This is a genomic window from Bartonella sp. AA23NXGY (assembly GCF_042197165.1).
In the GTDB taxonomy this organism is placed as follows: domain Bacteria; phylum Pseudomonadota; class Alphaproteobacteria; order Rhizobiales; family Rhizobiaceae; genus Bartonella.
Genome location: NZ_JBHIRO010000005.1, coordinates 49,244 through 74,326, shown reverse-complemented (window position 1 = coordinate 74,326; position 25,083 = coordinate 49,244). Strand labels below are relative to the sequence as shown.

At 35.7% G+C, this 25,083-nt stretch carries 20 protein-coding genes; 6 read left to right on the top strand and 14 right to left on the bottom strand.

The window, feature by feature from the left end:
• Window positions 1-65 precede the first annotated feature (65 nt).
• The 8 genes from ACFINY_RS04125 to ACFINY_RS04090 form a co-directional block, all read right to left on the bottom strand.
• Window positions 66-560: a F0F1 ATP synthase subunit B gene (locus tag ACFINY_RS04125; protein WP_375700869.1), complete on the bottom strand. Its 495-nt coding sequence runs from the start codon at window positions 558-560 to the stop codon at window positions 66-68.
• Between the two features lie 11 nt (window positions 561-571).
• On the bottom strand, window positions 572-1,138 hold the full coding sequence (locus ACFINY_RS04120) for a F0F1 ATP synthase subunit B (RefSeq protein ID WP_375700868.1): 567 nt from the start codon (window positions 1,136-1,138) through the stop codon (window positions 572-574).
• Between the two features lie 143 nt (window positions 1,139-1,281).
• Window positions 1,282-1,512 (bottom strand): F0F1 ATP synthase subunit C, encoded by a 231-nt coding sequence (locus tag ACFINY_RS04115; RefSeq protein ID WP_005773968.1) that lies wholly within the window; start codon window positions 1,510-1,512, stop codon window positions 1,282-1,284.
• Window positions 1,513-1,566: 54 nt separating this feature from the next.
• The gene (locus ACFINY_RS04110; RefSeq protein WP_375612111.1) at window positions 1,567-2,325 is read right to left on the bottom strand and encodes a F0F1 ATP synthase subunit A; all 759 of its coding nucleotides are present in this window, start codon (window positions 2,323-2,325) and stop codon (window positions 1,567-1,569) included.
• A gap of 7 nt (window positions 2,326-2,332) precedes the next feature.
• Entirely contained in the window at window positions 2,333-2,767 is a 435-nt protein-coding gene (locus tag ACFINY_RS04105) for an AtpZ/AtpI family protein (protein ID WP_375612110.1), read from the bottom strand.
• 1,031 nt (window positions 2,768-3,798) lie between these two features.
• Window positions 3,799-5,223: a ribosome biogenesis GTPase Der gene (der, locus tag ACFINY_RS04100; RefSeq protein ID WP_375612088.1), complete on the bottom strand. Its 1,425-nt coding sequence runs from the start codon at window positions 5,221-5,223 to the stop codon at window positions 3,799-3,801.
• Between the two features lie 4 nt (window positions 5,224-5,227).
• On the bottom strand, window positions 5,228-5,899 hold the full coding sequence (locus ACFINY_RS04095; protein WP_375612087.1) for a tetratricopeptide repeat protein: 672 nt from the start codon (window positions 5,897-5,899) through the stop codon (window positions 5,228-5,230).
• 573 nt (window positions 5,900-6,472) lie between these two features.
• Complete coding sequence (locus ACFINY_RS04090) at window positions 6,473-8,239, bottom strand: SLC13 family permease (protein WP_375612086.1); 1,767 nt, start codon at window positions 8,237-8,239, stop codon at window positions 6,473-6,475.
• A 354-nt stretch (window positions 8,240-8,593) separates the two neighbouring features.
• Here ACFINY_RS04090 and ACFINY_RS04085 point away from each other — a divergent pair, with 354 nt between their 5' ends.
• A complete protein-coding gene (locus ACFINY_RS04085; protein WP_375612085.1) occupies window positions 8,594-10,300 on the top strand; it encodes a hypothetical protein in 1,707 nt (568 codons plus the stop codon).
• A gap of 146 nt (window positions 10,301-10,446) precedes the next feature.
• Window positions 10,447-11,805, top strand: coding sequence for a Na+/H+ antiporter NhaA (nhaA, locus tag ACFINY_RS04080; protein ID WP_375612084.1), 1,359 nt, complete (start codon window positions 10,447-10,449; stop codon window positions 11,803-11,805).
• A 2,588-nt stretch (window positions 11,806-14,393) separates the two neighbouring features.
• On the opposite strand, the gene ACFINY_RS04075 is transcribed toward nhaA, so the two are convergent.
• On the bottom strand, window positions 14,394-15,650 hold the full coding sequence (locus ACFINY_RS04075; protein WP_375612083.1) for an aspartate kinase: 1,257 nt from the start codon (window positions 15,648-15,650) through the stop codon (window positions 14,394-14,396).
• 188 nt (window positions 15,651-15,838) lie between these two features.
• Here ACFINY_RS04075 and ubiG point away from each other — a divergent pair, with 188 nt between their 5' ends.
• A complete protein-coding gene (ubiG, locus tag ACFINY_RS04070; protein WP_375612082.1) occupies window positions 15,839-16,582 on the top strand; it encodes a bifunctional 2-polyprenyl-6-hydroxyphenol methylase/3-demethylubiquinol 3-O-methyltransferase UbiG in 744 nt (247 codons plus the stop codon).
• 20 nt (window positions 16,583-16,602) lie between these two features.
• Here ubiG and grxC read toward each other — a convergent pair whose 3' ends face one another.
• Both grxC and ACFINY_RS04060 read right to left on the bottom strand, forming a co-directional pair.
• Window positions 16,603-16,857, bottom strand: a complete 255-nt coding sequence (gene grxC / locus ACFINY_RS04065; protein ID WP_375612081.1) for a glutaredoxin 3 — start codon at window positions 16,855-16,857, stop codon at window positions 16,603-16,605.
• Window positions 16,858-16,904: 47 nt separating this feature from the next.
• A complete protein-coding gene (locus ACFINY_RS04060) occupies window positions 16,905-17,690 on the bottom strand; it encodes a ComF family protein (protein ID WP_375612080.1) in 786 nt (261 codons plus the stop codon).
• A gap of 196 nt (window positions 17,691-17,886) precedes the next feature.
• Here ACFINY_RS04060 and ACFINY_RS04055 point away from each other — a divergent pair, with 196 nt between their 5' ends.
• Entirely contained in the window at window positions 17,887-18,765 is an 879-nt protein-coding gene (locus ACFINY_RS04055; RefSeq protein WP_375700867.1) for a methyltransferase, read from the top strand.
• Between the two features lie 7 nt (window positions 18,766-18,772).
• On the opposite strand, the gene ACFINY_RS04050 is transcribed toward ACFINY_RS04055, so the two are convergent.
• On the bottom strand, window positions 18,773-20,128 hold the full coding sequence (locus ACFINY_RS04050) for an L-cystine transporter (protein ID WP_375638025.1): 1,356 nt from the start codon (window positions 20,126-20,128) through the stop codon (window positions 18,773-18,775).
• Between the two features lie 815 nt (window positions 20,129-20,943).
• Between ACFINY_RS04050 and ACFINY_RS04045 the strand changes: the two genes are divergently transcribed.
• Window positions 20,944-21,381: a type ISP restriction/modification enzyme gene (locus tag ACFINY_RS04045; RefSeq protein ID WP_375700866.1), complete on the top strand. Its 438-nt coding sequence runs from the start codon at window positions 20,944-20,946 to the stop codon at window positions 21,379-21,381.
• Window positions 21,382-22,505: 1,124 nt separating this feature from the next.
• Here the strand turns inward: ACFINY_RS04045 and ACFINY_RS04040 are convergent.
• Both ACFINY_RS04040 and ACFINY_RS04035 read right to left on the bottom strand, forming a co-directional pair.
• Entirely contained in the window at window positions 22,506-23,879 is a 1,374-nt protein-coding gene (locus ACFINY_RS04040) for a glutamate--cysteine ligase (protein ID WP_375681149.1), read from the bottom strand.
• A gap of 68 nt (window positions 23,880-23,947) precedes the next feature.
• Window positions 23,948-24,691: a 16S rRNA (uracil(1498)-N(3))-methyltransferase gene (locus ACFINY_RS04035; RefSeq protein ID WP_375700865.1), complete on the bottom strand. Its 744-nt coding sequence runs from the start codon at window positions 24,689-24,691 to the stop codon at window positions 23,948-23,950.
• Window positions 24,692-24,925: 234 nt separating this feature from the next.
• Here ACFINY_RS04035 and ACFINY_RS04030 point away from each other — a divergent pair, with 234 nt between their 5' ends.
• Window positions 24,926-25,069 (top strand): hypothetical protein, encoded by a 144-nt coding sequence (locus ACFINY_RS04030; RefSeq protein WP_273790383.1) that lies wholly within the window; start codon window positions 24,926-24,928, stop codon window positions 25,067-25,069.
• Window positions 25,070-25,083: the final 14 nt, after the last annotated feature.

Here is a 25,083-nt window from a genome sequence, read left to right as displayed (position 1 = left end):
TTTTATTAATTAATATTGAGAAAATTATGCAACCAAAGAGACTGTTCTTTATCTCTCAAATATCATTAATTAAGATATGTTTTCATTTTGATAAATGATTCTTTCTCAAGAGACTCTTTGATAAGTTCATCTGCCTTGTTAGAATCTATTTCCCTTGCAATAAGGGTACGTGCTGTAGAAATTGCCAAATCAATCGCTGATGAAGAAACCATGCGTATTGCATCCGCTTCTGCTTGGGCAATTTTTTGTTCTGCCAATTTATTGCGGTTTTTTACATATTCTTCTGCCTTTGCACGGGCCTCAGCAATAACAGATTCAACTTCATGCTTTGCTGCTGCAATAATTTCTTGCGCATCTTTTTCTGCTTCTGCATGTTTGCGTTGATATTCAGCCAATATTTCTTGTGCTTCTTCACGAAGACGCAGAGCCTCATCCAGTTCATCTTTGATACGTTTCGCACGCGTATCAAGATGGTGTATAACCCTCTGTGGAATTTGGAAATAGACTAAAAGAGCCAAAAAAAGAACTAACCCAACAAATGCCCAAAAAGTATCAGTCATCTTTGTCTTCCTCAATAATCCGCAGTTTTAACAACTGAACGAACAGCCTCTTTGCTGATATCAACGTCAATCAATTTTTTCACAATTTCAAGAGCTACTTCTTCAGCGATAGAACCAACATTTTGCATCGCTTTATCCCGAATTTTTGTTATCTGTTTTTCAGCATCTGCAAGTTTTTTCTCTAGACTCTCTTCAATTTCTTTCCGTTTAAGCTCTGCCTTTTCTTTTAATTCTTTACTAGCTACCTGCGCTATAGCCTGCGCGTTCAAACGCGCTTCTGCTAATTTCCGCTCATAAGTTTCAACAACAATGTCTGCTTCTTGCTTCATGCGCATTGCCTGATCTAAATCAGATGCGATTCGATCTCGCCGTGTTTCAATAACACCGCCAATACGTGGTACAATTACACGGGAGATAAAAAGATAAAAAAGTCCGAAAGAAATTGCCAACCAGAAAAAATGCGAACCAAAATGCACAAAATCAAAAGGCGGAAACACACGATTTGCATGCTCTGCTACCTTTTTAATATGTTCTATCGACGTTTCAGTGTTCTGTGCATAAGCGCTTGAAACAAACATCTTCTTTCATCCTTTAAATAGCTTATTAAAGCACTCTATAACCGATGATAACTGACAAACATCTCTCTGGCATCTCTCTAGTTAAGAGCCTAAAAGGGTAAATCTTTCCTCATGCAAGAACAGATATACCCTTTTGATAATGATTAAACCCCAAAAAGAAGTAATAAAGCAATGAGCAATGAAAAAATTCCCAAAGCTTCTGTTACAGCAAAACCAAAGACGAGACGTCCAAACTGACTATCTGCTGCTGATGGATTTCGTAATGCACCAGAAAGATAGCTACCAAAAATATTACCAAGTCCTAAAGCTGTTCCAGCCATACCAAAGCAAGCAAGACCAGCGCCAATATATTTTGCTGCAAGCACCATTTCCATGTTATTCTCCTTTAAAGCGAAATTGCATTATTCGACGGAAAACCGCCAGTTCTATTAATGTCCTGGATGAATTGCATCATTAAGATACATACAAGTTAAAACCGTAAAGACGTAAGCCTGAAGAAATGCGACCAAAAACTCAAGAGCAGTAATTGCTACAGTCATAATAAGCGGTAAAATCGAACCACCCACACCTACAATTCCTACCCCAATCATTGAAACAACAAACCCAGAAAACACTTTAAGCGTAATATGACCAGCAAGCATATTCGCAAAAAGACGAAGAGAAAGACTAATTGGACGGGAGAGAAAAGAAATAACCTCAATCATTGTCACCAGAGGTAAAACCACAACAGGAACTCCACTGGGAACGAACAGTTTCAAAAAACTGACCCCATGCTTATAAAAGCCATAACCAATCACCGTCAAAATTACCACCATTGCTAACGAAAACGTGATCATGATTTGAGACGTAACCGTATAAAAATAAGGAAAGAGACCAATAAAGTTAGCAACCAAAATAAAAGTAAACAGAGAAAAAACTAAAGGAAAAAACTGCATTCCCTGCACACCAGATGATTCCCGCAGAGTCGATGCTACAAATTCATATGCCATTTCCGAAAGAGACTGCATCCGCGTTGGAACCAATCCACGACTCGATGATGAAATAAAGAGAAAAATAGAAGTTACAACAACCGTGAGAACTGTAAACAATGATACATTTGTAAACGATAAATCCATATTTCCTATGGAAATCTTAATCAGCCTTAAAACCTCAAACTGATGAATAGGATCTGGAGCGTGCGCTGTCACTTCAACCTCATTTATCGGACCTCTCATTGGCCCCTTTATTTTGTTTATCTTGGCGCAATACGCCTTTTTTTCCTAATTGACTGGAGGAAACATACCCCACAGACCGAAGAATACTCAATACACCAGCAGCAAATCCAAAGAAGAGAAAAAATACCAATCCCCAAGGCCATGAACCTGCTAACTTATCAAACCCCAACCCCAAAACAATACCAACTATAATACTTGCCAGAAACTCACTGGAAAGCTTAATTGCACCTGCCATCCTTCCTTGTGATTTTTCCCGCTTATTCCTATGCTCCCGCTTCTTTAATGCTTGCTTGCGCACTAAAGCTACGCTTAAGTTCCTACTACGACATTCCAAATCCTCTGAATGAAGACACTCTCCTTGCTTTTCCTCTTCAGCCTCCTTACGGCTCATAACGGGTTTCTCGCCCATCGCCATCATTGGCTCCTTAATTAAAAAGCAACATAAGAATACATTTCATAAAACCGTGTGCATCATATTGTTCCCGAATTTATTCGTCAAGATACTAAAAGAAATCTATCACAAGTTATCATATAAATTTTATTGCAGAAATAACGTATTTTTCAATTTACATGCTTTCTTAAAAAGATATTCCAAGCACCTAAACCGATTTCACGACAGCACCCGTGAATGTATAACAAAAGTTCACGTGAATAATATAAAACTCATAGAACAACCATTTTTACGCTTAACAAAAGGTGTAAACTAATACCATCTTATTTTCCGACTCCCAATGTTATATCAGTCCTAGTTTTGAAAGAGAACATAGAAAGCTAAAAACAGTATGAGAGCGTTGGTTTTCTCCTTTTATTCGAATAAACTGGCACTTTTTATTTTATGAAAATGATAATAATCAATGGTTTCTGTATGATCCTATTCGCAAAGTATTTTACATCCGCCATTACAGACCACATCACGAAATGAGCTTGAGGGTATTAAGAGAAGGTCCTTTAAATACAAGATATTAATAAATCCAAAATTTCAAATAGATTAAGCCAATAAAACACAATAAAATTTAAATACGATTACCATACTACTTTATACAATTTTAATCCACTTTTATGAATTTCGCTCTTTACAATTGAATATCCGTAGATTCAGCAAATATTTTTGCTTTTTATTCAGACAAACTATCGTAAGCAAAAGCGCTTATTCATAAGCTTTATTTTTATGAAACGATAATCTAATGCTGCTTTTCAAACAAGCATCATAATTACATTCCCCTACCCTCATATTGCATCTATTCTTGCACTTTAATAACCCATTAAGAGGATTATGTACTCTTTCTTAAATACTCCTTATTAAACTCTTCTCATGAAATGATTATCAATAAAATTAAAACTTTAGCAAATAAAACTTTTTCTTTTATGAAAAGAAAGATCATTGAAAAAACTTATTTTTAAGATTCTTAAGTATAGATTTCATTCACTTAAAAAATTAAAGAGTTATCATTTCTTCTTAGAACGTGTCGCAAAAGGATTATCAGAGGCTCGTAATGATATGCGAATGGGTATACCAGACATATCAAATGTTTCACGTAACCCATTGACAAGATAACGCAAATACGACTGAGGCATACTTTTGGGGCGCGAGCAGGAAATCATAAATCCAGGAGGACGTGTCTTAACCTGTGTGATGTATTTAACCTTAAGTCGACGTCCAGAAACCGCAGGAGGTGGATGATGTGCCACAACAGTTCCAAGCCATTGGTTCAATTTAGCCGTCGAAATGCGACGATTCCATACACGGTGCATCATCATGACATTTTCCATCAGTTTATCAATCCCTTGACCATATTGTCCTGATAAAGGAACAGCTCTCAAACCACGAACTTGAGGAAGAAATCGCGCACATTTTTCATGCAAATCAATCAATGTGGTCTGACTGTTTTCAATAAGGTCCCACTTATTGAAAGCAATAACTGGAACACGCCCTTCACGAATCACAAGATCAGCAATTTGTAAATCCTGCTTTTCAAAAGGTATCGTTGCATCAAAAACAATGACCACCACTTCTGCAAAACGAATAGCACGCAAAGTATCTGCAACAGATAGTTTTTCTAATTTTTCTTGAATTCTCGACTTTCGACGTAAACCTGCAGTATCAAAAAGTTTAATATGACGACCACGCCATTCCCAATCTACAGAAATAGAATCACGCGTGAGTCCTGCTTCTGGTCCTGTTAACAATCGCTCTTGTTTCAACATACTATTGATAAGAGTGGATTTTCCTGTATTGGGACGCCCCGCAATTGCAATCCTAATGGGCTTACTTTCATCGTAAATAAGCTCCTCTTCTTCCAAATCCTTTACATCATCACCAACAGATGCAGGTTGTATCATTCTATCTTCTTCTTTGTTGTTGCCAAAAACATGCTCTGACCCAACAGCATCTATAATTGCATCACGCAGATCACTAAGTCCCAAACCATGTTCAGCCGATATTGGGCATGGCTCCCCCAAACCTAATGACCACGCCTCATACTCTCCTCCTGTTGCCGCTCTTGACTCAGACTTATTGGCAACAAGCACAATTGGCTTTCCTGATTTGCGAACCAATGAAGAAAAATTTAAATCACTTGGTGTTATTCCGCTCTTTGCATCAAATACAAATAAAATAAGATCCGCTTCATCAATTGCAACTTTTGTATGAGAACGCATACGCCCCTCAAGTGTATGATCACCTGCTTCTTCCAGCCCAGCCGTATCAATCACATCAAAACGTAGATCTTGAAGTTTTGCCGCATGAATACGCCGATCACGTGTTACACCAGGCTTATCATCAACCAAAGCCAATTTTTGCCCAACCAAACGATTAAATAGTGTTGACTTCCCAACATTGGGACGACCAACGATAGCAATGGTAAGGCTCATCGATTTATTCCTTATTTGCCTTGCCCTCAGCTTGTATAAGCTCAAGCATCATTCGAGCCCGATCTGTTATTTTTAAACCCAAAGAACCTTCTTCAGAAATTTTCTTAAAATAATAAACCGCCTCATCCATTTTATCCGCCTTATAAGCAGCTAAGCCTAAAGCTTCTCTTGCAGACATACGCATAGGATCGGTATCACTTGCCATATCTTTGATGCGCTTTTCAACATCAGCTAATGTCCCTGTATCAACCAGAATATAAGCCGCCCGAATTTTTGCAACTTTCTGCAAAATCTGCGGTGCTTTCTCATCCGCTGCAACAGAATCAAAGATCTCCACTGACTTAATAATATCACCTTTCTCCATGAGTAAAGAAGCCTCACGTAAACGAGCAAGAAAAGGATACCCCCCAAAATGAGAGGTTTTAACAGTTTCTAATTGCTTTATCGCTTTATCAAAATCACGTGTATCCGCAAGATCAAGACTCTTTACAAATGCATCACCAATATAACCAGCTTTCTTTATTTGTGTATGATGATAAACTTGATAAGCAACTATCATGAATATAAAAAGAACAGCCGCTCCAATAATTGAAAAACCATACCGTCTCCAAAAAGCAAGCGCCTTTTCCTGACGAAATTCTGCATTCACTTCAGCAATAAAACTATCATACGACATATATCATACCCTGAAAAAAGTTACTTCACCTGTGCTTTTACGCATAAATGGATAAAGATGGTAGCCCTAATTAACTAAAAATCTTTAAATTGCTCGTTTATTTATTTTAAATCAATATGTAGCCAATTCAATCAGATTTTTGCAACAGTCTTAATCGAAAATGATGTAAGCACCCTATTTGTTCACATTACAGCTTTTACATATTATGAAAAATTCACTGCCTTAATATTTATCATGATTGCCTATCATCTCAAGCGAACTTTCTCTCCATTATATAGAGGAATAATCTTTTAAAGTCTTCAACCGCAATCGTTGGTTGTATTGGATTATACAATTATAATAGAAAAACCAATTCTTGAAAAAACTTGAATAAACAGTAAATTTCCATGAATATCTACTAAAACCAAATAGATAAATTTTTATCTGTATCAAAAATACCGAAGCGCCATGATTACAGTGTGGTATAATTCCAAATCTTCAGTTAAAGCTCTTTATATAAAGTATATCCCTTCAACTTATCTTCATACGATTAACAACCTTTTATAATTGATTCTTAAAGTTTCTAAAAATATCCTATTGTAAAGGCCAAACCCACATAAGCATTGGAACAGCAATAATAACGATCAACACCGCCAATGGAGCACCTAAACGTGGATAATCACTAAAACGATATCCTCCTGGCGCCATCACGAGCATATTACTTTGATGTCCAATAGGTGTAAGAAACTCACAGCCCGCACCAATTGCAACAGCCATCAAAAAAGCTTCAGGCTTATAATGAAGGGAATGAGCAAAACTTGACGCAATTGGTGCTACCATCATCACTGTTGCTGCATTATTCAAAAATGGCGTGACCAACATAGCTGTCACCAACATAAGCGCTAAAGCACCGGATGGCGGGAAAAATATTGCCAATTGGCTCAGCCATTGACCAATGAGATCCGTACATCCTGTTTTCTCTAACGCTTCACTCACTGGAATAAGAGCCGCTAATAGCACTAATATTGGGCCATCTAATGCCTGATACAGATCACGCGCGGGCAAAACACGAAAGATCACCATTGCAGCAGCAGCAGAAAAGAAAGAAAAAGCAACTGGAACAATATGAAAAGCTGTAAAAATAATTGCTATAAATAAAACAGCTAAAGAGATGAAACCATGTCGTAAATTTCCAAACACAATATTTCGTTTTGCTAGGGGCAAGCATTTCAATTCTCTTAATAAATTTGGAATAACTGCATCCTGTCCTTGCAAAACAATCACATCTCCAAGATGGAAAATAATATCATCAAGTCTTCCCCGCACCCTTTCATGTTGACGACTTAACGCAAGCAAATTTACATTATAGCGATCAAATAAAGAAAACTCTTTCGCACTAATACCGATAAGAGGTGAATTATGGGTAATGACTGCTTCAATAATATCACTGTCCTTATCACCTGCAACAATAGTTCCCCCCTTAAAAAACTCTAAACGAGCAGAGTTCATCACGCTATCTAACCCTGTATGTGATCCTTCCAGCAAAATAATATCATTTTCAGACAAAACAAAATCTGGTAATGGTGAAATAGATACTTTGTTTCTGATGATTTGAATCACCATAACATCACCACTTGATGGCTTAACCAAATCAACAATATTTTTTCCCACAATCGGTGAATTTATTGGAATATGTACTTCTGCAACATAATTACGAATATCAATGGCATCATCAAACGATACACCTGAACGCACACGCACAGGCAAAAGCCAATAAAAACAGACCAAATATACAACACCAGCCGTCGCAACAACCGCACCAACTGGTGTAAAATCAAACATAGTAAAAGGTGTTCCTACTAAACGTTCTTGCATCGCTGAAATAACAACATTGGGAGATGTTCCTATCTGTGTCATAAGCCCCCCCAACAAAGAACCAAAGGCCATGGGCATCAAAAAGACAGAAGGAGAAACCTGAGAACGACGTGCAAACTGAAAAGCTATCGGAAGCATAATCGCCAAAGCACCAATGTTTTTAACAAACATTGATAATACGACAACAGAAAGAACCAAAAAAGCTAATTGAAGACGCACCGATTTCACGTCTGGCCATATCCGTTGGATAATAAATTCCATTATACCAGAGCGAGATACAGCAGTACTGACAACAAACACACTCCCCACGATAATAACGATATCATTACTAAAACCGCTAAAAGCTTCCTTCGGACTGACAAGACCAAGGGCACAAGCTATTAATAAAGTACAAATAGCAACAAGATCATAACGAAATCGATCCCAAATAAAAACAACCATCATGAGACCAATGATCGAAAAAGCCATTATTTGATTTTCTGTCATAACACTTACCTCTCCCCATTAAATTATAATGAACAAGAACATATTTTTTATGTTTTAAATATTCCTATAAACAGCAGCAAGATAAAAGCAGACATCGAAATATTTTAGGATAATTTTAAAGTGATAAAAAATTATGATGCGCATAAACTTGCCTCTCCTTATTATGCGTGCTTTTCTATAAAGTGCTGAACCCAAAGAAAATTGATAAAAGTTGATAAAGCTATATTGTAAAAAAGATGAGAATAACTCTAATATAGAGAGTAGATAATTGTTGAAACTGGTACACGCTATATTTAAACCTTTGTCGTTGCTTAAAAGAATTTATCTTCACTCTCAATTCAAAGAGTGGTAAAAATGAAAGAAGAAAGAATGGTCAATCTTAATAGTGGGTATCAAAGTAACCTCAGATATTGGCTCACTTGCATTATTGGATTTGTTGCTATCTTGGCAATTATAATTGTTGGTGGATTTTATATTGCAAAACCCTATCTTGACAGTTTTGTAAGAAAAGAAATAGCCCGTCATTCCATAAAAGCCAAAACATCTGAAGTAAGCATTCTAGGTAAAATCAATTTGAAGAATGTGACATTACCTGTTCCAGCTGGTACATCACTTAAAATTGGTGCCATTTCTGCCCGTCCTCCTCTTTCCTTTATTCCCGGAACTTTTACATTTTATAATGTTGATTTAAAGCATAATAATATTCATGTGCAAATTCCCCAAATTTCTCTTCGGAATGTATCCTTAAAAGAAAAGGATAGAACGATAACATCACGTCTTTTACAATCAATGATGCGTATTGAGCTTTCCTCAATTATTGCTCCCAATATACAACTTTCTATAGAAAATAAAAATAACCGAACAGAAACGGTTGAAATCAAGAATTTCCAGCTTTCTGATTTTAGAAATAACCATATCCATTCAGTTAGTATCAAAAATATGGATCTTAAAACGGTCGTAGCAAATGGTGCCAAACAGATGCAACTTATGGCTAAAAGTGATACAATAAAAGCCCATGATATCGATATCAACTATGCCTACTCTATCATTTTTGGAAAAAACAATGCTCTCAATCAAGGTAAAACCGTTACTGGCCCCATTTCTTTGAATAATATAAGTGTCGATATTTTTGAAGAGGCAGAAAAAAACAGCTCTTTCTTCCTTGGACAGTTTAAAACATCTGGTTTAAAGATGAAACCGCTTGAACAAACTCCTGAAAAATTAATCAAAGCTTATCTTAATGCAAGAAAAGAGAATAATAAAATCGCTGAAAAAGTAGCACAAAATGGTCTTCTTCTAAACATACTGCTCGCCATTACCTCAGCGGATGCCAAAGTTGATAATATCACTGTTGATATACCGCAGTTGAAAGCAACGCTCGAATCATTCCAATTCAAACCAAGTTTGTGGAAACAGCCTATCCCTAAAAAGCTTTTTCTTTCTCTCAATAACCTTTCCGTTTTACCTAAAAAAATGAATGAAAAAGACTTAAATTTGCTTAAAAAAATCAATCTTGAGCGCTTTAATGTTTCAGGAAAAATTGATATTTCTTACGATGAAAAAAAACGTATGCTCTTTCTTGATACAATGTCTTTCAATATGAAAAACGTTGGATCTGGGAACATATCTGCTAAGGTTATTGATGTTGATGAAAAGCTTTTTTCTGGTCAGAAAAATATAATGATTGCTGCGTCTCAAGACCTTGGCATCAATGAAATTAATATACAATATACGGATGCAGGTTTCATTGATAAGCTTTTTTCTTATCTTGCGCAAAACCTTAATGACAGCCAACATGATCTAAAAAAGGAACTTTATGACGATTTCTATCTAATGATGACGCAGACCCCAAAAATTCTGATAAAAAATCATGACGAAGCAGAAAAAATTTCAAAATCCTTAGGAGAATTTGCTAAAAATTCACAAACATTGATCGTTAAAATTAAAGCAAACGATAATAAAGGTCTCGCAATAGTTGATCTCGAATCTGCTCTACAAAATGATCTATCCAAGGCTTTAAGCAAAGTACATCTCACTATTAAAAATGAAACATCACCTTAAACATTTTGTGCTTTAAACATGATGATCTTACCTATAAATTAAGAACTTTATTCCTCTTTTTTCTTTTATATGATACAGAGGGTATCACACAGAGTCATTTATACAGAGAATATAGAATCTAAAATTGTCGATTCTTGGAGTTGTTCATGTCTGATTTATCTTCAAATCGCCTGCCTAATCGCGCTTCTCGTGTCACCAATCAAGCGCTTTCTGCTATCGAGCGTTTTCTCCATATTGAAGCTCTTAGTGGTGTTGTTCTTTTATTAGCTGCTGCTGCTGCACTTATTTTTGCCAATTCTAAATATGCTGCTTTCTATGAATCTTTTTGGCATACACCTCTTGGCTTTAATTTGGGTCATTTCACTCTTTCATGGGATTTACATTTCTGGGTTAATGATGCCCTTATGACTATTTTCTTTCTCGTCGCAGGAATGGAAATTCGACGCGAAATTCATGAAGGTGCTCTTGCCGATTTTAAACAAGCAATCTTACCAATTGTTGCTGCAATAGGGGGCGTTTGTGTTCCTGCAATTATTTACTTTATCTTCAATTTTAACGAGGGACATATCCGCGGTTGGGCTGTGCCAACAGCAACAGATATTGCCTTTGCTCTAGGTATTCTTGCTCTTCTAGGAAAAAAAATTCCTTCTAATCTTCATATTATTCTTCTATCATTAGCAATTATTGACGATATTATCGCTGTTCTTATTATTGCTTTTTTCTACTCAACAAACATTGATCCTAGCGGTTTAATGATTGCAGGAGTAGGTATTGCTTTGGTACTATTTTTTCAGTGGATCGGGCTTGCATCAGCATGGCTTTACATTTTACCTGGTGCAATCATTTGGTGGGGTTTAATGGTAACAGGTGTTCACCCATCGCTTGCTGGTGTAATCTTAGGGATGATGACTCCCGTTCTTCCTACCCGTACTCTTGTAGCGCCACTCACCATGCTCAGTAACGCTATGCAAATTCTTCAAGAAAAAAATACAAAAACAGATCTGCATCATATTTCAACAGCATTGAAAAAGATGCGCAAAGGACAACGGGCCATGATTGCCCCAGTAACACGTGTTCAAAAAGCATTGCATCCATGGGTTGCATACGGTATCATGCCAGTTTTTGCCTTCGCAAATGCAGGAGTAAGTTTTGCAAACTTTGATCTTTCTTCTGACAAATCATTCTTGATTGTTCTGGGTGTTGTCATTGGTCTTTTCATCGGTAAGCCTCTTGGTATTATCACTGCCAGTTATATAGCTGTAAAATCAGGACTATGCCGCCTACCCCCTCATATGACCTGGACAGGTGTTTTACTCATTGGTTTTTTAGCAGGAATTGGCTTTACAATGTCTATTTTTGTTTCAATGCTCGCTTTTAAAGATATTATTCTGCTTGATGCGGCAAAAATTGGGGTCCTTTGTGGCTCAGGTTTATCTGCCCTTATCGGTCTGGGATATGGATTTATTTATATTAAGCGCAATAAAGGAATTTCTCATAGTTCCTAACAAACTAACTGAAAATACATTTTTATGCAGAACTTTTAAAAAGCGATTTCGCTCATTTGTTGGGTTCGGACGATATTTAATGTAAAAGCTGTTGTCTCGCCTCATCTTTACACTTATGAAGGAGAAAACTAACATCATCATACTATTTACGAGCCTCTAATGTTACAACACCTTTGACTCTTAAAAAGACTTATAAGAGATATTTTTATTCCTTTCTTCAATATTCTTTTACTCATGCACCAGCTCCACTCATGATATGCACAGAAATGATTTTAATTGTTTCAATATAAAAGGCTTCGTGGTTTCAGAAAAGCTGCCTTTCGTCAGGACTATTATTCACTATAAAAAAATTAATTATTATGAATCAATATCTTATGTTTAATCATACGAAACAGATAAGAATAAGCAAAATTCAATAATCAGTTAAGTAATTCCATGGTTTATTTTTTTTCAATAAACCACCCTCCTCGTTACTGATTTTATTGCGGTATTCTAAATAACTTTAATTTTTATCTGCTTAAAAGCACATTATTTTTGGATAAAAAATATTTAATTTATCATTATAAATCTTGAATGGAGTTCAAATATCGTATGATTTCTTCATTTCAAATCTGTACATGATAAATCAATCAAGACTATTCTCTTACACGTCACAAGCCGATGAGAAATATGGATTATTTGAAGAAAGAAGACTGCTTCACCATATCCATACAAGAGTTGTTCAACACAAAAACTAAAAATTAAATGATGACGGCCAACTGACACCTTTGATCTAAGAAGGAGATGGGGCGCACAATGGCTTTACCGTTATACCATTCATGGTCGGTGCCGTGAAATGGACTTGAGAGATATTTTTTCAAAACAAGCACGTAAATTGGCACTATAATAGCGTTTTGTTTTACGTGAAAGGTATATACGATTTAAATAACGCAATAAACAAAAACGTGAACCAATGTGTAATATCCATTATTTAAAAGATATTGCTGTCAATACCTTTGAAAATTGTAAAGCAGAATTAAAAGGAAGTTGTAAAATGGAAGTTGGTTTTCACTTTTATGGCTTCATATTCTCACCCAATTAGGTTTTATCTCCATTTCAGAAATTACCCCACCAGGTATACGCAACATCCTTATTCCTATCTGGCATACAAAAACAGGAGTTGCTCGTAGGCCCCTTATCCGTCTCAATATACCATCAAATATGCATCTGCTCTGACATTAGATATTGATACAGGTAACAAAAAACAAAAGATTTATTTGGAATAACAACGTCATAACATCACTATTAAATTGACAATGGAGTGGAAAAATATTCCCGTTTTTTATCATCGACACATCGCTTGTCTCACTCCATGAAAGAATTAAACTTGAAGCATGCTTCCATAGGGAGCACTCTAGTTTACGTAATTAACTCGCGGAAAAAAAGAAAATCCTAGTCATTTAGACTATTCTAAAACATATGATTGGTGGAAAAATAGAGCATATATATCGTTGTTCTCCCCTTTTTCCGCTCTTATTTGATATTTATTTTCTTTTTGTTTAAAGAGCACGCTCTATATTTCTTGATATCATAAAATACTCTTCATAGATAATTTAAAAAGCAATATTTCCGAGACTTTCAAATTGTACAACGCCACATAAAATACAAGAAGGGTAAAATAATATGGCTATATTTCTCACAAGAAGAGCTTTACTTACAAAGACCACCATTTGCAAAATATGTAAACATGATAAGAAACTAGCACAATATACTGCAAAAACGAAAGAATGTATTTCATGTGTGATTGGCAGTATGACACAGAAAATACTTATAATAGAGTAGTTAAGGGAAGAAAGTTAACCTAAAGAACATATGGAGGTATCAAAAACTTTGAAAATCTTAATCATAATTCAAAAAAGAGAAATAGACATGAAAAAAATTTAAGTAATAAAATCATAAAAGAAACACACTGTAACATTATCATTATTTTATGAAAAGTACTTCTGAAGAAGCTATAAACGCATAAGACATGGTAATTTTATAACTTATAGTGCAACATAAATATTATCTATAGAGATATATTTTTTATTGCCTCGTAATACGGAAAAAATTAAATTTTCAAGATATACATAAAGTCATAAACAATCATTTGATGACAAACTAAACATCTCTAGAAAATACATCATCAATTCTATTTTGGTAATTCCGTCACTAATCCAATGAGCTCCCATTTCTCTAAGATTTATAATATTAAATCTGTATTCACGAGGCTGTCCCTCATGTAACATGCATTCTTTGAATAAACGCAGTGCATTGTTCCTTAGTTCTATTAAGGCTTATCGTAAAGTCTTCTCCATCTCACTCTATAGGCTCTAAAACGTTTATAGACGGCATATTTTATATCCCTTCTTAAACAGTTTTTTACCCAAACATCTTTCTCTTGTAATGTATAAGTGACCATTTTAAATTCATCATGAACAAGTTTAAAATGAGAGAGTCCTGCTGTATTAAATATTCCATTTAAGTTAAAATATAAATATCCTTAACAAAAATTATTAATATATATTAAAGCTTTACGTTATTGAAACTCTGTTGAAACTAAAAAATACTTATCCCTTATCAAGTGCATAAACAGCATGTAATGTTCTAACCGCAAGTTCAGTGTAAGCACTATCAATCAAAATAGAAATTTTAATTTCTGAGGTCGTAATTGCTTGAATGTTAATACCCTTTTCAGCCAAAGCCTTAAATGCTGTAGCGGCAACACCTGCATGGCTACGCATTCCAATACCAATCACAGATACCTTGGCGAGATCGCTTTCAAACTGGAGAACATCAAATCCAATTTCTTTGCGATTCTTTTCAAGAAGTGTAACGGCTTTTTCTACATCTGATGATGGTACAGTAAAAGTCATATCAGTTTTTGAGCCATCTTCAGAAATATTTTGCACAATCATATCAACATTAATGCTTTCTTCAGCCAAGGGACCAAAAATTGCTGCCGAAATCCCTGGACGATCGGCAAGCCGACGAAGGGAAATTTGTGCTTCATCCTTAGCAAAAGCAATACCAGTAACATTTTGTTGTTCCACAATTTCATCCTCATCGCAAATAAGTGTTCCAGAAGAACTCATTGGATCCTCCATGCCTAACGCATCAGGATCCTCAAAACTTGAACGCACAAAGGTACGAACCTTATGAACCATTGCCAATTCAACAGAACGAACCTGTAAAACCTTTGCACCAAGAGAAGCCATTTCTAGCATTTCTTCAAAAGCTACTTTTGGTAAACGACGCGCTTTCGGCTCTATACGTGGATCCGTTGTATAAACACCATCCACATCCGTATAAATATCACAGCGATCAGCTTGTACAGCAGCGGCTATAGCAACAGCACTTGTATCTGATCCCCCACGCCCTAAGGTAGAAATCCGGTTATCCGGAGATAACCCCTGAAAACCAGCAATAACGGCAACCTGACCTTCCTGAAAACACTCGATTAAAAAAGATCCATCAATATTAGTAATACGTGCACGGCCATGCGCATTGTCTGTATGAATAGGAATTTGCCAACCAAGCCATGAACGTGCATTCACCCCCATTTCTTGAAGTGTCAAAGCCAACAAACCTGACGTAACCTGTTCACCAGAAGCAACCACAACATCATATTCACGAGCATCTCTATGCATAGAGGAAGCATCACTTGTCCACTGAACAAGTTCATTCGTTTTACCAGCCATCGCAGATACGACAACGGCAACCTCATTGCCTGCATCAACCTCTCTTTTGACATGCCTTGCAACATTATGAATACATTCAATGTTTGCTACAGACGTTCCACCAAATTTCATGACAATGCGCGCCATTAATAACACTCTTACCTTTACATCTCTTATCTCAAACAGTAATGAGAATTAGATGCTGTATCAACTAACCATTTTCTCGACATAGCGAATATCTATCATTTGTGCAAGTTTCATTATGATTATATTAATTTCTCTTGACTTTGTATAAAATCTACTTGACCTGATCATTAAAAATAAAGGAAGGCAACATGATCGATGAAACACAAACAACTATTGATCAAAGTGAAATTGATCATTTTTCACGTATTGCTACAGAATGGTGGAATCCACAAGGAAAATTTCGACCTCTTCACCAATTTAACCCAACGCGCCTTGCTTACATCAGAGAAAAAATCTGTTTAGAGTTTAATCGTGACCCTTCTTCACTTACGCCCTTTCACAATTTGAAAATTCTTGATATTGGCTGTGGAGGAGGCTTGTTATCTGAACCAATGGCACGTCTTGGTGCTATAGTTGTAGGCGTTGATGCTTCACAAACGAATATTGAAGTCGCAAAAACCCATGCAGCCCAAAATGATCTTTCCATTGATTACCGCACGACGACAGCAGAAGTACTTGCCAATGAAGGAGAAAAATTTGATATCATCCTTAATATGGAAGTTGTTGAACATGTCGCTGACGTTAATCTCTTCATAGAAGCTACAGCAAAAATGCTGAAACCACAAGGGGTGATGTTTGTCTCAACACTCAACCGCACATGGAAAGCATGGGGGCTTGCTATTGTAGGCGCTGAATATATTCTACGTTGGCTTCCTAAAGGAACCCATGATTATAAAAAATTCCTAAAACCTCTAGAACTTAAAAATTTCTTATCAAAAAACGCTCTGACTGTCGTTGATGAGATAGGTATTACTTATAACCCATTAAACGACAGCTGGAATCGCTCAAAAGACATGGGCGTTAACTATCTCCTTCTTGCAAAACGGTCTTAAGAATATGTAATTTACAAATATCATATGCCTTGTAATAAAGAATTGAGCTTTCCCTCAGCCTCTAAAGCATAAAGATCATCACAACCGCCAACGTGATAATCACCTATGAAAATTTGTGGAAATGTATTACGTCCATTTGCACGCTGTACCATTTCTTGGCGAAGAGATGTGGAAGCATCAATATCTGTATACTTTACGCCTTTTTTATTAAGCAAATCACGTGCTTTTGTACAATAAGGACAGTTAGGGCGTGTATAAATTATTACCTCTTTCATAGTATTATCCTCCAATATTTTTTAATAATATTCATTTTAAATTCCTCTTAAGAAGAGGGAAAAATAGAATCTTCTTTGAGAACACGCGAAAATGTTAGCACATCAACCTGTCGTGCACCTGCATCTTTTAATGCAGCAGCTGCTGCTGTAACTGTTGCACCCGTTGTAAATACATCATCAATCAGCAAAACAGAACATCCTTTGAGATATTTTTTAACTTTATGCGAAACCTTAAAAGCATTTTTTACGTTAAGTTTTCTCTCTCTCGAAGAAAGACTAACCTGCGGACGGGTATGCCGACAACGAACAAGCCAACTCGGTTTTAAAAGCTTTTTTTGTGATGCTGCAATGTAACGTGCAAGCTCAGCAGATTGATTATAACGCCTCTCCCAAAAACGACGAAAATGCAATGGAATGGGAATAATAACATCACAATCATCAATAACCTCGCGTCCAGCAAACATCATCCAATTGGCCATAAATGATGCCAATTCTATATGATCACCATATTTTAAGCGCGTTACTAAAGTTCGTGCAAGCCCTTTATGAACAATGACTGAGCGAACACGTGAAAAAGGATAGGAATTACGGAGTGCTTCACCACTAAGAAAACCATCCCCCATATCACAAACAAAAGGAGTCCCCATAACAGGACAATAAGGTTTTGTGATAAATTGAAGATCTTTCCAACATTCGGAGCAAATCGTACCATAAGTAAAAACATTTTGCTTACATCCAGGACAAATTGGTGGATAAAGCATCGTTTTCAAGCGTTCAACGAACTTACTTAGTATATCTCCGCTATTTAACGCCGCTTCTCGAAAATACAACATTATAAATTTAGGCTTTTACAAGTTTCCCTCAGAACAAAAGTTCCTTTGTATTTCCTCAATTTATAATTTTAATTCCTTTAAAAACTCTTACCTTCTATAAATTTATTTTCTTTCATATTATAAACTTGACAGAGCTTGCACAAATAATGAACCTTTTTAAAATATATTCTTTCATAGATCGAAAGTGTTCTACAATATGTCGCATCCTTTAATTTTTGATCATAACCGCATTGAACAATTCCGAAAACGTGCCTTTCAAAAAGCAAAAAAAGGATGTGACTTTTTACTCTCTCACATGGCAGAAGATCTCTATAAACGCCTTAGCACTGTTGATCGCCTCTTTACATTAGCTCTCGATTTACACAGCCATACAGACCTTGCTGCGCAAGCTTTAATGAAATCTGGAAAAGTTTGTTCCATAGAACGCATTGAGACCGATCCGCTTTATCAAAGCCATGATAAAAAATTTCATTTACGTCATCGAGAATTTCTTGATTTACCTCAAAGTTACTGTGACCTTATTGTTTCACTTCTTTCATTACAATTGACCAATGATACCCCTGGTGTTCTAAGCCAGATAAAAAATACTCTTAAACCAGATGGCTTATTTCTTGCTGTTATGGCAGGAGCTGGTACATTAAGAGAATTGCGGGAAAGCCTGCTGCAAGCTGAAAGTGAAATTTATGGTGGAGCAAGCCCTAGAATCTACCCTTTTGCCGACATTCGTGATGCAGGCGCTCTTTTACAGCGTATTGGCTTTGCCCTGCCTGTAGCAGACGTTGAAGATATCACAATACGTTATAATACAATGTTTGACCTTATGCACGATCTTAAAGCTATGGGAATGCAAAATGCACTCATCAATCGTTCACGACGCCCTGTATCCAAACGTTTTTTTCTCCGCGCAGCTGAAATCTATGCACAACGATTTAGTGATCCTGATGGACGTATTCGTGCACATTTTTCTTTCATCTGGCTCTCTGGTTGGGCTCCTCATCCCAATCAACAAAAACCGCTACAACCTGGTTCAGCGCAAATATCTCTTACAGATGTTTTACAGCCCCCAAAAATATAATCTAAAATTATTTTTTAAAAATACTTTTATCTGTTGTCCGTAATATTTGACTGGTGACCGTTCCAGCTATCATTGAATCGCTCACGTTTAGAGCAGTCCGTCCCATATCAATTAGCGGTTCAATAGAGATAAGTACAGCAACCAAAGTAACAGGAAGCCCCATAATTGGTAACACAATCAATGCAGCGAAAATAGCACCTCCCCCCACACCAGCAACACCAATAGAACTCAACGTTACAACACCAATAAGCGTAGCAATCCAAGTAGGATCAAGAGGATTAATACCCATAGAGGGTGCAATCATGGTCGCAAGCATCGCTGGATAAAGACCAGCACAACCATTTTGTCCAATTGTTGCCCCAAAAGAAGCTGCAAAACTCGCAATGGATTGTGGTACACCTATCCACTGTGTTTGCGCTTCAATATTCAAAGGAATACTTGCAGCACTTGAACGACTGCTAAAAGCAAATGTTAAAACTGGTAAAACCTTTTTGAAAAAACGAAAGGGATTAATCCCAGAAATACCAAGCAATACACCATGAATTCCAAAAATTAAAATAATACCGACATAAGAGGCAATGATAAAAACCAGTAAATTTAAAATATCTGTAATACGCGATATTGCTCCTACTTTCGTCATAAGTGCAAAAATACCATAAGGCGTCAAAGCAATCACAATACGGACTAACCGCATAATCCAAGCTTGTGCCACTTGAATAAATAAAAGCGCTTTTTCTCCTTTTTCTGGCTCATCTTTCTTTAAAAGAAGAACCGATGCACCTAAAAATGACGCAAAAATCACAACACTAATAATTGACGTACGTTTAGCTCCACTCAACTCAGCAAATGGATTTTTAGGAATCATAGACAAAATCATCTTTGGTATATTCATATCTCCAAGTTTAGAAATATGACCTTCAAGAAGAGCAGAAACATTTTGCCCTTCATGCACCAAACCATCGGTTGTTAATCCAAAAAAATTAACCACAAGCACACCAACCAATGCTGAAAGAGCCGTTGTAAAAAGCAATATTGAAATTGTTATTATACTCATCTTTCCAACAGCATAAACAGAATGTAAATGAGCAACTGCTGAAACGATAGAGATAAAAACCAATGGCATAACAATCATTTGCAACAATAAAATATAGCCCTCACCGACAATGTTAAACCATTCAACGGATTTCAATAAAGTGCTTTCACCCTCTCCATAAATAAACTGCAAAACACTTCCAAAAATCAAGCCAAGGATAAGCCATAGCATAACACGTAGTGAAAGACTCCATTGCATTTTCTTACTTTGAAAAACCAACAATAAAAAAATAACAAATAGAAATAAATTGACGAAAAAATTAAGTGTCATTGTCTATGCTCACTATTATTATGGTTGACATAAATAATCTGCATAATTCAAAATCAATGCATGATATTTAAAATTAACCTATAAAGCTTACAAGGCTTTTACAAAATCATTATTTTTTTAATTTATAGATTAAAAGAGAATTTTTTATCTACTAATAACTGTTTAAAGAAAATAAATAAAATTATTTTCTTATTCTTTAAATTTATGCTCTTATAAAATAGTTAAATAAGAAAAATATAAACAACATTCATTGCATCTTAATATTGAATAATTCCAGCATATCTTATCCTATAAATCTCCTTACCTCTCTCTTTTTCTATTTGAACTGAAGCGAGCTTTCCAAGCAAGGATGAATTAACAATCGAACATTCATGATTTTTCTAGAAAATACACCAACAAGCTACTTCTGCTCATTTTATGGACTGCACTCTCAATAGCTTTGATCAGCACTTCAAATATAATTATTTTATTGAAAATACTTTTTATACATTCTTTCTTTGCTCTCAATGAAAGCTTTTTTATTTTTCAAAACTCTTTTTATAGTCATAAAAAGGCTTTGAAATACAACATGTTGATTTATAATCATAATTTACTGTTTTGCATATTAAATGAGAGTCCCGAATAACGTAAGATTCTCTCATTTCAAACCTGTTTATCTTGAATCAATCAAAATCATTTGCTTGCACGTCACAAGCAGGGCTGGCGTATGAGTAAAAATGTATAAGAAAGGAGTAGAAAGACCTCTTATGAAACATCTTAATGCAAGAGTTGCCGTAACATTGGAGGGCGGAGCTTGAGCAGAAAATATAAATAATATGATTGCTTTTTATAATAGCGCAGTAAAACGTTTTAACGATACCTATTCATATGCTGATCGAACAACACGTGCATGTGCTATAGATAATTTTGTCACTTTAGATATAAAAAAGATAAGTTGGAGTTATAATGTTACGCAAGAACTAATAAGAGGAAAGGTTTTTGAATTTGAAGAGGCATGCCTCACTCAGAGTTCATATCATCCTTTTACGCAACAGTGGTTTTATTATAATCGGAATCTCAACGATGGAATTTACCAAATGCCTCGTATAGTCCTGATAGGACAAAAAGTTGAAAATAGGATGATACAAATTACAGGCATAGGAGCACGAAGCGTTTTTTCTGTATTGATAGCTAAGAATTTGCCTAATCTAGATGCAATAGATACAGGTCAATACTTTCCACGGTATCTTTATAAAAACGTTGAATCTCTGTAACTGTTCATGATGAAAAACAATCCCATTTGTTTGCAAATTCAATAAAGGAAAGAAAAACATCTGGTTTACAGAGGCGTGATACCATTACGGATGAAGGACGAGCACATTTTAAAGCTGCTTATCCTAGTGAGAGCATAACAAAGACGATTACAAATTTCTAGATAATGAAAACAATGGAAAAGACTGAGGATATATGATTAAAATGAGAGGCTTTAAGTCTACAAATATTATAAATTTTATGAATAGTACAGTTTAAAGCATTAAAAGCAGTCTTACAGTAGATTTACAATGTATGGGGATGATTAATTGCCTATAATAAGTTGCGCTCATACTGATAAAGATTATTCTGCTATAGAAATGTTGTGCTTTTTTGAATTTTTGTGCGTATTCAAACACTCATTCGTTACAAGCTCAATCTCTTTATCTCGTGCCTCTTTATCAAGAATAATAGTATTTTAATATAATACCCCTTTGCATACAAATAGTTATTTCTTATCTATGAATAGCTTATAATTTCATATAACTCTATGAAGATAATATTTTTTATTTATCAATATTTAATGATGTAATTAACACATTCATTATATATAATAATCTTTATTTCTATCTATTTACATAATATATTTATTTTTTTTATAAAAATAAAATTTAGTTATACATACATAGATCTATCGGTATTTTTTCTACTGTCTTTTTAGCGCACTGAAAGATTGATATCGTAATTTTTGTATAATAAAATACTCTTTCATATAAGCATCGTATATTGAATTATAATAATTGACTATTAACCGCAAATTATATTTTTTATCCCTTTTAAAAGTAAAAAATATTATTTTCAGACCTATTCATAAGTAGGCTTAGCCAAGTGAATAAAAAATGTTTGATAATAAGCTTTATCTCTTATGAACTATCTTTTGTACAAAGGGACAACATTATGATTACGGAAATATCGTGATATTATTGGGTATAAAAATCACACTCCCCAAGAAATTTTTGTATTGTATCCTTTCCGTTATGAGAAATGTTAAAAGAAAGATAGGACATGCTCTCTAGAGCAAATGAGTGAATGAACCACCACGGTGATATGTATTTTTAAAAAAGTAGGAAGTATCTTTGCTTCAAATTTAATAGGCACATTCTAAAAATAAAGGTTCTACAGACTTATTCCAAATAGAATAGTAATGGGACAAAAATTTTTCAGCATCTGTTTGTCCCATTGCAACAACCTCTTCTAGAGGATTAAGAAAATTTGTTTCATCAAAACCATTCGTATCATACTGTTTGCGATTTTTTAAGCCTTTGCGAGCAATAGCGAGAGCTTGACGTGCTAACTCTAAAAGAATAGTTTGACGAAAAGGAGTTCTTAACCCTTCTTTAGGAACGCGTTGGCGCAACTCTAAAACTTCTTCAAAACACCAATCTTTTGTCAAAGCCTCTGCCTCATTAAGTGCTTCCCTATCATAAAGAAGCCCAACCCAAAAAGCCGACAACGCACAAATGCGCTTCCAAGAACCACAATCAGCTCCCCTCATTTCTAAAAATCTTTTTAAGCGGACTTCAGGAAATAACGTTGATAAGTGATTAATCCAATCTCCCATGTTTGGAATTGAATTTGCAACTTGTCCTTTTAATGCTCCATTCATAAACTGACGAAACGTTATGTGTGTACAATCATAATAACGACCATCACGCACAACAAAATACATTGGAACATCAAGGGCCCATTCAACATAATCAGCAAAACCAAAACGCTCAGAAAATACAAAGGGCAGAACGCCTGTCCTCTGATTATCAGTATTACGCCAAATTTCAGAACGCCACGATAAAAAGCCATTTGGGCGCCCTTCTGTAAAGGGCGAACTTGCAAATAATGCCGTTGCAATGGACTGTAACTTCATGGATACTTGCATTTTTCGCCGCATATCACTTTCAGATGAAAAATCAAGATTAACCTGAACTGTTGATGTGCGATACATCATATTAAGACCATTATACCCCACTTTAGGCATATAATCAGTCATAATCTGATAACGTGATTTAGGCATTCGCGGCGTTTCAGCTAAAGTCCACTTTGGACTAGCTCCAAGACCTAGAAAACCTATACCTAATGGTTCTGCAATTTTTTTGAGAAGAGTTAAATGCTCCATCAACTCGTAATATGTATGGCTTACTGATTTTAATGGTGCACCAGATAATTCAAATTGTCCCCCAGGTTCCAAAGAAATGGCTCCCTGATCAACTGATCCTACGAGCCCAATAATATTCTCTTCATCTAAAATAGGTTTCCATCCTAAGGCGCTTTGCATCCTCTCTAAAAGCGCTCGGATTCCCCTCTCTCCTTCATAAGGAACAGGGTGAAAACCATCTCTATAAAACGGAAATTTTTCATGTTCTGTACCAATGCGCCAATCATCTTCTGCTTTATACCCCCCTTGGAAATAGCTAACCAAAGAATCTAAGTTATAAATTTCACTTTCATCAGTTATATCAAGCGCCATAACTTACCGTATCCTATAATTGGTATCATCATCTTAAATAAATTGTTTAGAATGATTTTACAGATTTCTCAATCCATTGCCCAATCCCCCACGGTAGCATTAAGAAGAGCCAAAGCAGCAACAGCGGCAGTATCAGCGCGTAAAATACGCGGACCTAGTGATATTGGAACCACAAAAGGATGTTTTTTTAAAAAGCTCCGCTCTTCTTCACTAAAGCCACCTTCCGGTCCAATAAGAATACCAGGTGTTGTAACGTCACGCTTTTTAAAAGAAGGTAATGGATTATGCAATTTATGCTCTTCATCACAAAAGAATAAAGGCTGTGTCTCATCCCACTGTGCTAAAAGTTCTGCTAATGATAGAGCCGCTACGCATTCAGGAAGAGATAAAATTCCACACTGTTCAGAAGCTTCAATAACATTGGCTTCCATACGCGCCATATTGATACGCGTAACCTGCGTATGATGCGTTATAACAGGCTGCAAAATCGATACCCCCATTTCAACAGCTTTCTGCACCATATAATCCAACCGCGCATTTTTGAGTGGAGCAAAGCAATAAATAAGATTGGAATGCGTCGTTTGTAATCTTTCTTGATGGATAAGCTGAACCACAACAAATTTTTTCTTAACAGTGATAAGTTTAGCAAGCCACTCACCATCCTGTCCATTAAAAAGTAAAATTTCTGCTCCTTCTTTCATACGCAAAACATGCATAAGATAAGAAGCTTGTGCCCCCTCTATCTTTATTTCTTCATTCAAAGCCAATGTCTGTCGGATAAATAATCTTTTAAGTTTATAATTTATGCGCATAAAAATTTTGCCAATGCTCACTATCGTCATCGAGAAAATGAAGAAAAATATATAGCAAAAAGAAAAAATTATATCTATAGAACTATAATATATTAAAGAATTATAGAGTTTTTTAGCTTTATGAGATAATAATAGGAACTTATACATCCTTAAGTGATTCTGCTTTCATAAAAGTTTAAATAATGCACCATTCATCTTTGCATTCAGTCATTGATGCATCCGTGGAGGAAAAATATGTCTGCTAAAAAAGCTACAATTATTACGATTACAACCCTCTTAGCCTTTATTTTGATTACAGTGGGAATTGGTTCTGTTGGAGCCGACGGGAAGCATACAATTACCAAAGATGGCTATGGTATTTCTTCTGCGATTCAATAAGCACTGGCCAACAT

Bases quoted from the DNA above. Each gene is read 5' to 3' on its own strand.
- ACFINY_RS04115 (WP_005773968.1), bottom strand. From the start codon at position 1,512: ATGGAAATGGTGCTTGCAGCAAAATATATTGGCGCTGGTCTTGCTTGC.
- ACFINY_RS04120 (WP_375700868.1), bottom strand. From the start codon at position 1,138: ATGTTTGTTTCAAGCGCTTATGCACAGAACACTGAAACGTCGATAGAA.
- grxC (WP_375612081.1), bottom strand. From the start codon at position 16,857: ATGAAAGAGGTAATAATTTATACACGCCCTAACTGTCCTTATTGTACA.
- ACFINY_RS04055 (WP_375700867.1), top strand. From the start codon at position 17,887: ATGTCGCATCCTTTAATTTTTGATCATAACCGCATTGAACAATTCCGA.
- ubiG (WP_375612082.1), top strand. From the start codon at position 15,839: ATGATCGATGAAACACAAACAACTATTGATCAAAGTGAAATTGATCAT.
- ACFINY_RS04095 (WP_375612087.1), bottom strand. From the start codon at position 5,899: ATGTCGTATGATAGTTTTATTGCTGAAGTGAATGCAGAATTTCGTCAG.
- ACFINY_RS04045 (WP_375700866.1), top strand. From the start codon at position 20,944: ATGATTGCTTTTTATAATAGCGCAGTAAAACGTTTTAACGATACCTAT.
- ACFINY_RS04040 (WP_375681149.1), bottom strand. From the start codon at position 23,879: ATGGCGCTTGATATAACTGATGAAAGTGAAATTTATAACTTAGATTCT.
- ACFINY_RS04105 (WP_375612110.1), bottom strand. From the start codon at position 2,767: ATGGCGATGGGCGAGAAACCCGTTATGAGCCGTAAGGAGGCTGAAGAG.
- ACFINY_RS04050 (WP_375638025.1), bottom strand. From the start codon at position 20,128: ATGACACTTAATTTTTTCGTCAATTTATTTCTATTTGTTATTTTTTTA.
- ACFINY_RS04035 (WP_375700865.1), bottom strand. From the start codon at position 24,691: ATGCGCATAAATTATAAACTTAAAAGATTATTTATCCGACAGACATTG.
- ACFINY_RS04085 (WP_375612085.1), top strand. From the start codon at position 8,594: ATGAAAGAAGAAAGAATGGTCAATCTTAATAGTGGGTATCAAAGTAAC.
- ACFINY_RS04075 (WP_375612083.1), bottom strand. From the start codon at position 15,650: ATGGCGCGCATTGTCATGAAATTTGGTGGAACGTCTGTAGCAAACATT.
- ACFINY_RS04030 (WP_273790383.1), top strand. From the start codon at position 24,926: ATGTCTGCTAAAAAAGCTACAATTATTACGATTACAACCCTCTTAGCC.
- ACFINY_RS04090 (WP_375612086.1), bottom strand. From the start codon at position 8,239: ATGACAGAAAATCAAATAATGGCTTTTTCGATCATTGGTCTCATGATG.
- ACFINY_RS04125 (WP_375700869.1), bottom strand. From the start codon at position 560: ATGACTGATACTTTTTGGGCATTTGTTGGGTTAGTTCTTTTTTTGGCT.
- ACFINY_RS04060 (WP_375612080.1), bottom strand. From the start codon at position 17,690: ATGTTGTATTTTCGAGAAGCGGCGTTAAATAGCGGAGATATACTAAGT.
- nhaA (WP_375612084.1), top strand. From the start codon at position 10,447: ATGTCTGATTTATCTTCAAATCGCCTGCCTAATCGCGCTTCTCGTGTC.
- der (WP_375612088.1), bottom strand. From the start codon at position 5,223: ATGAGCCTTACCATTGCTATCGTTGGTCGTCCCAATGTTGGGAAGTCA.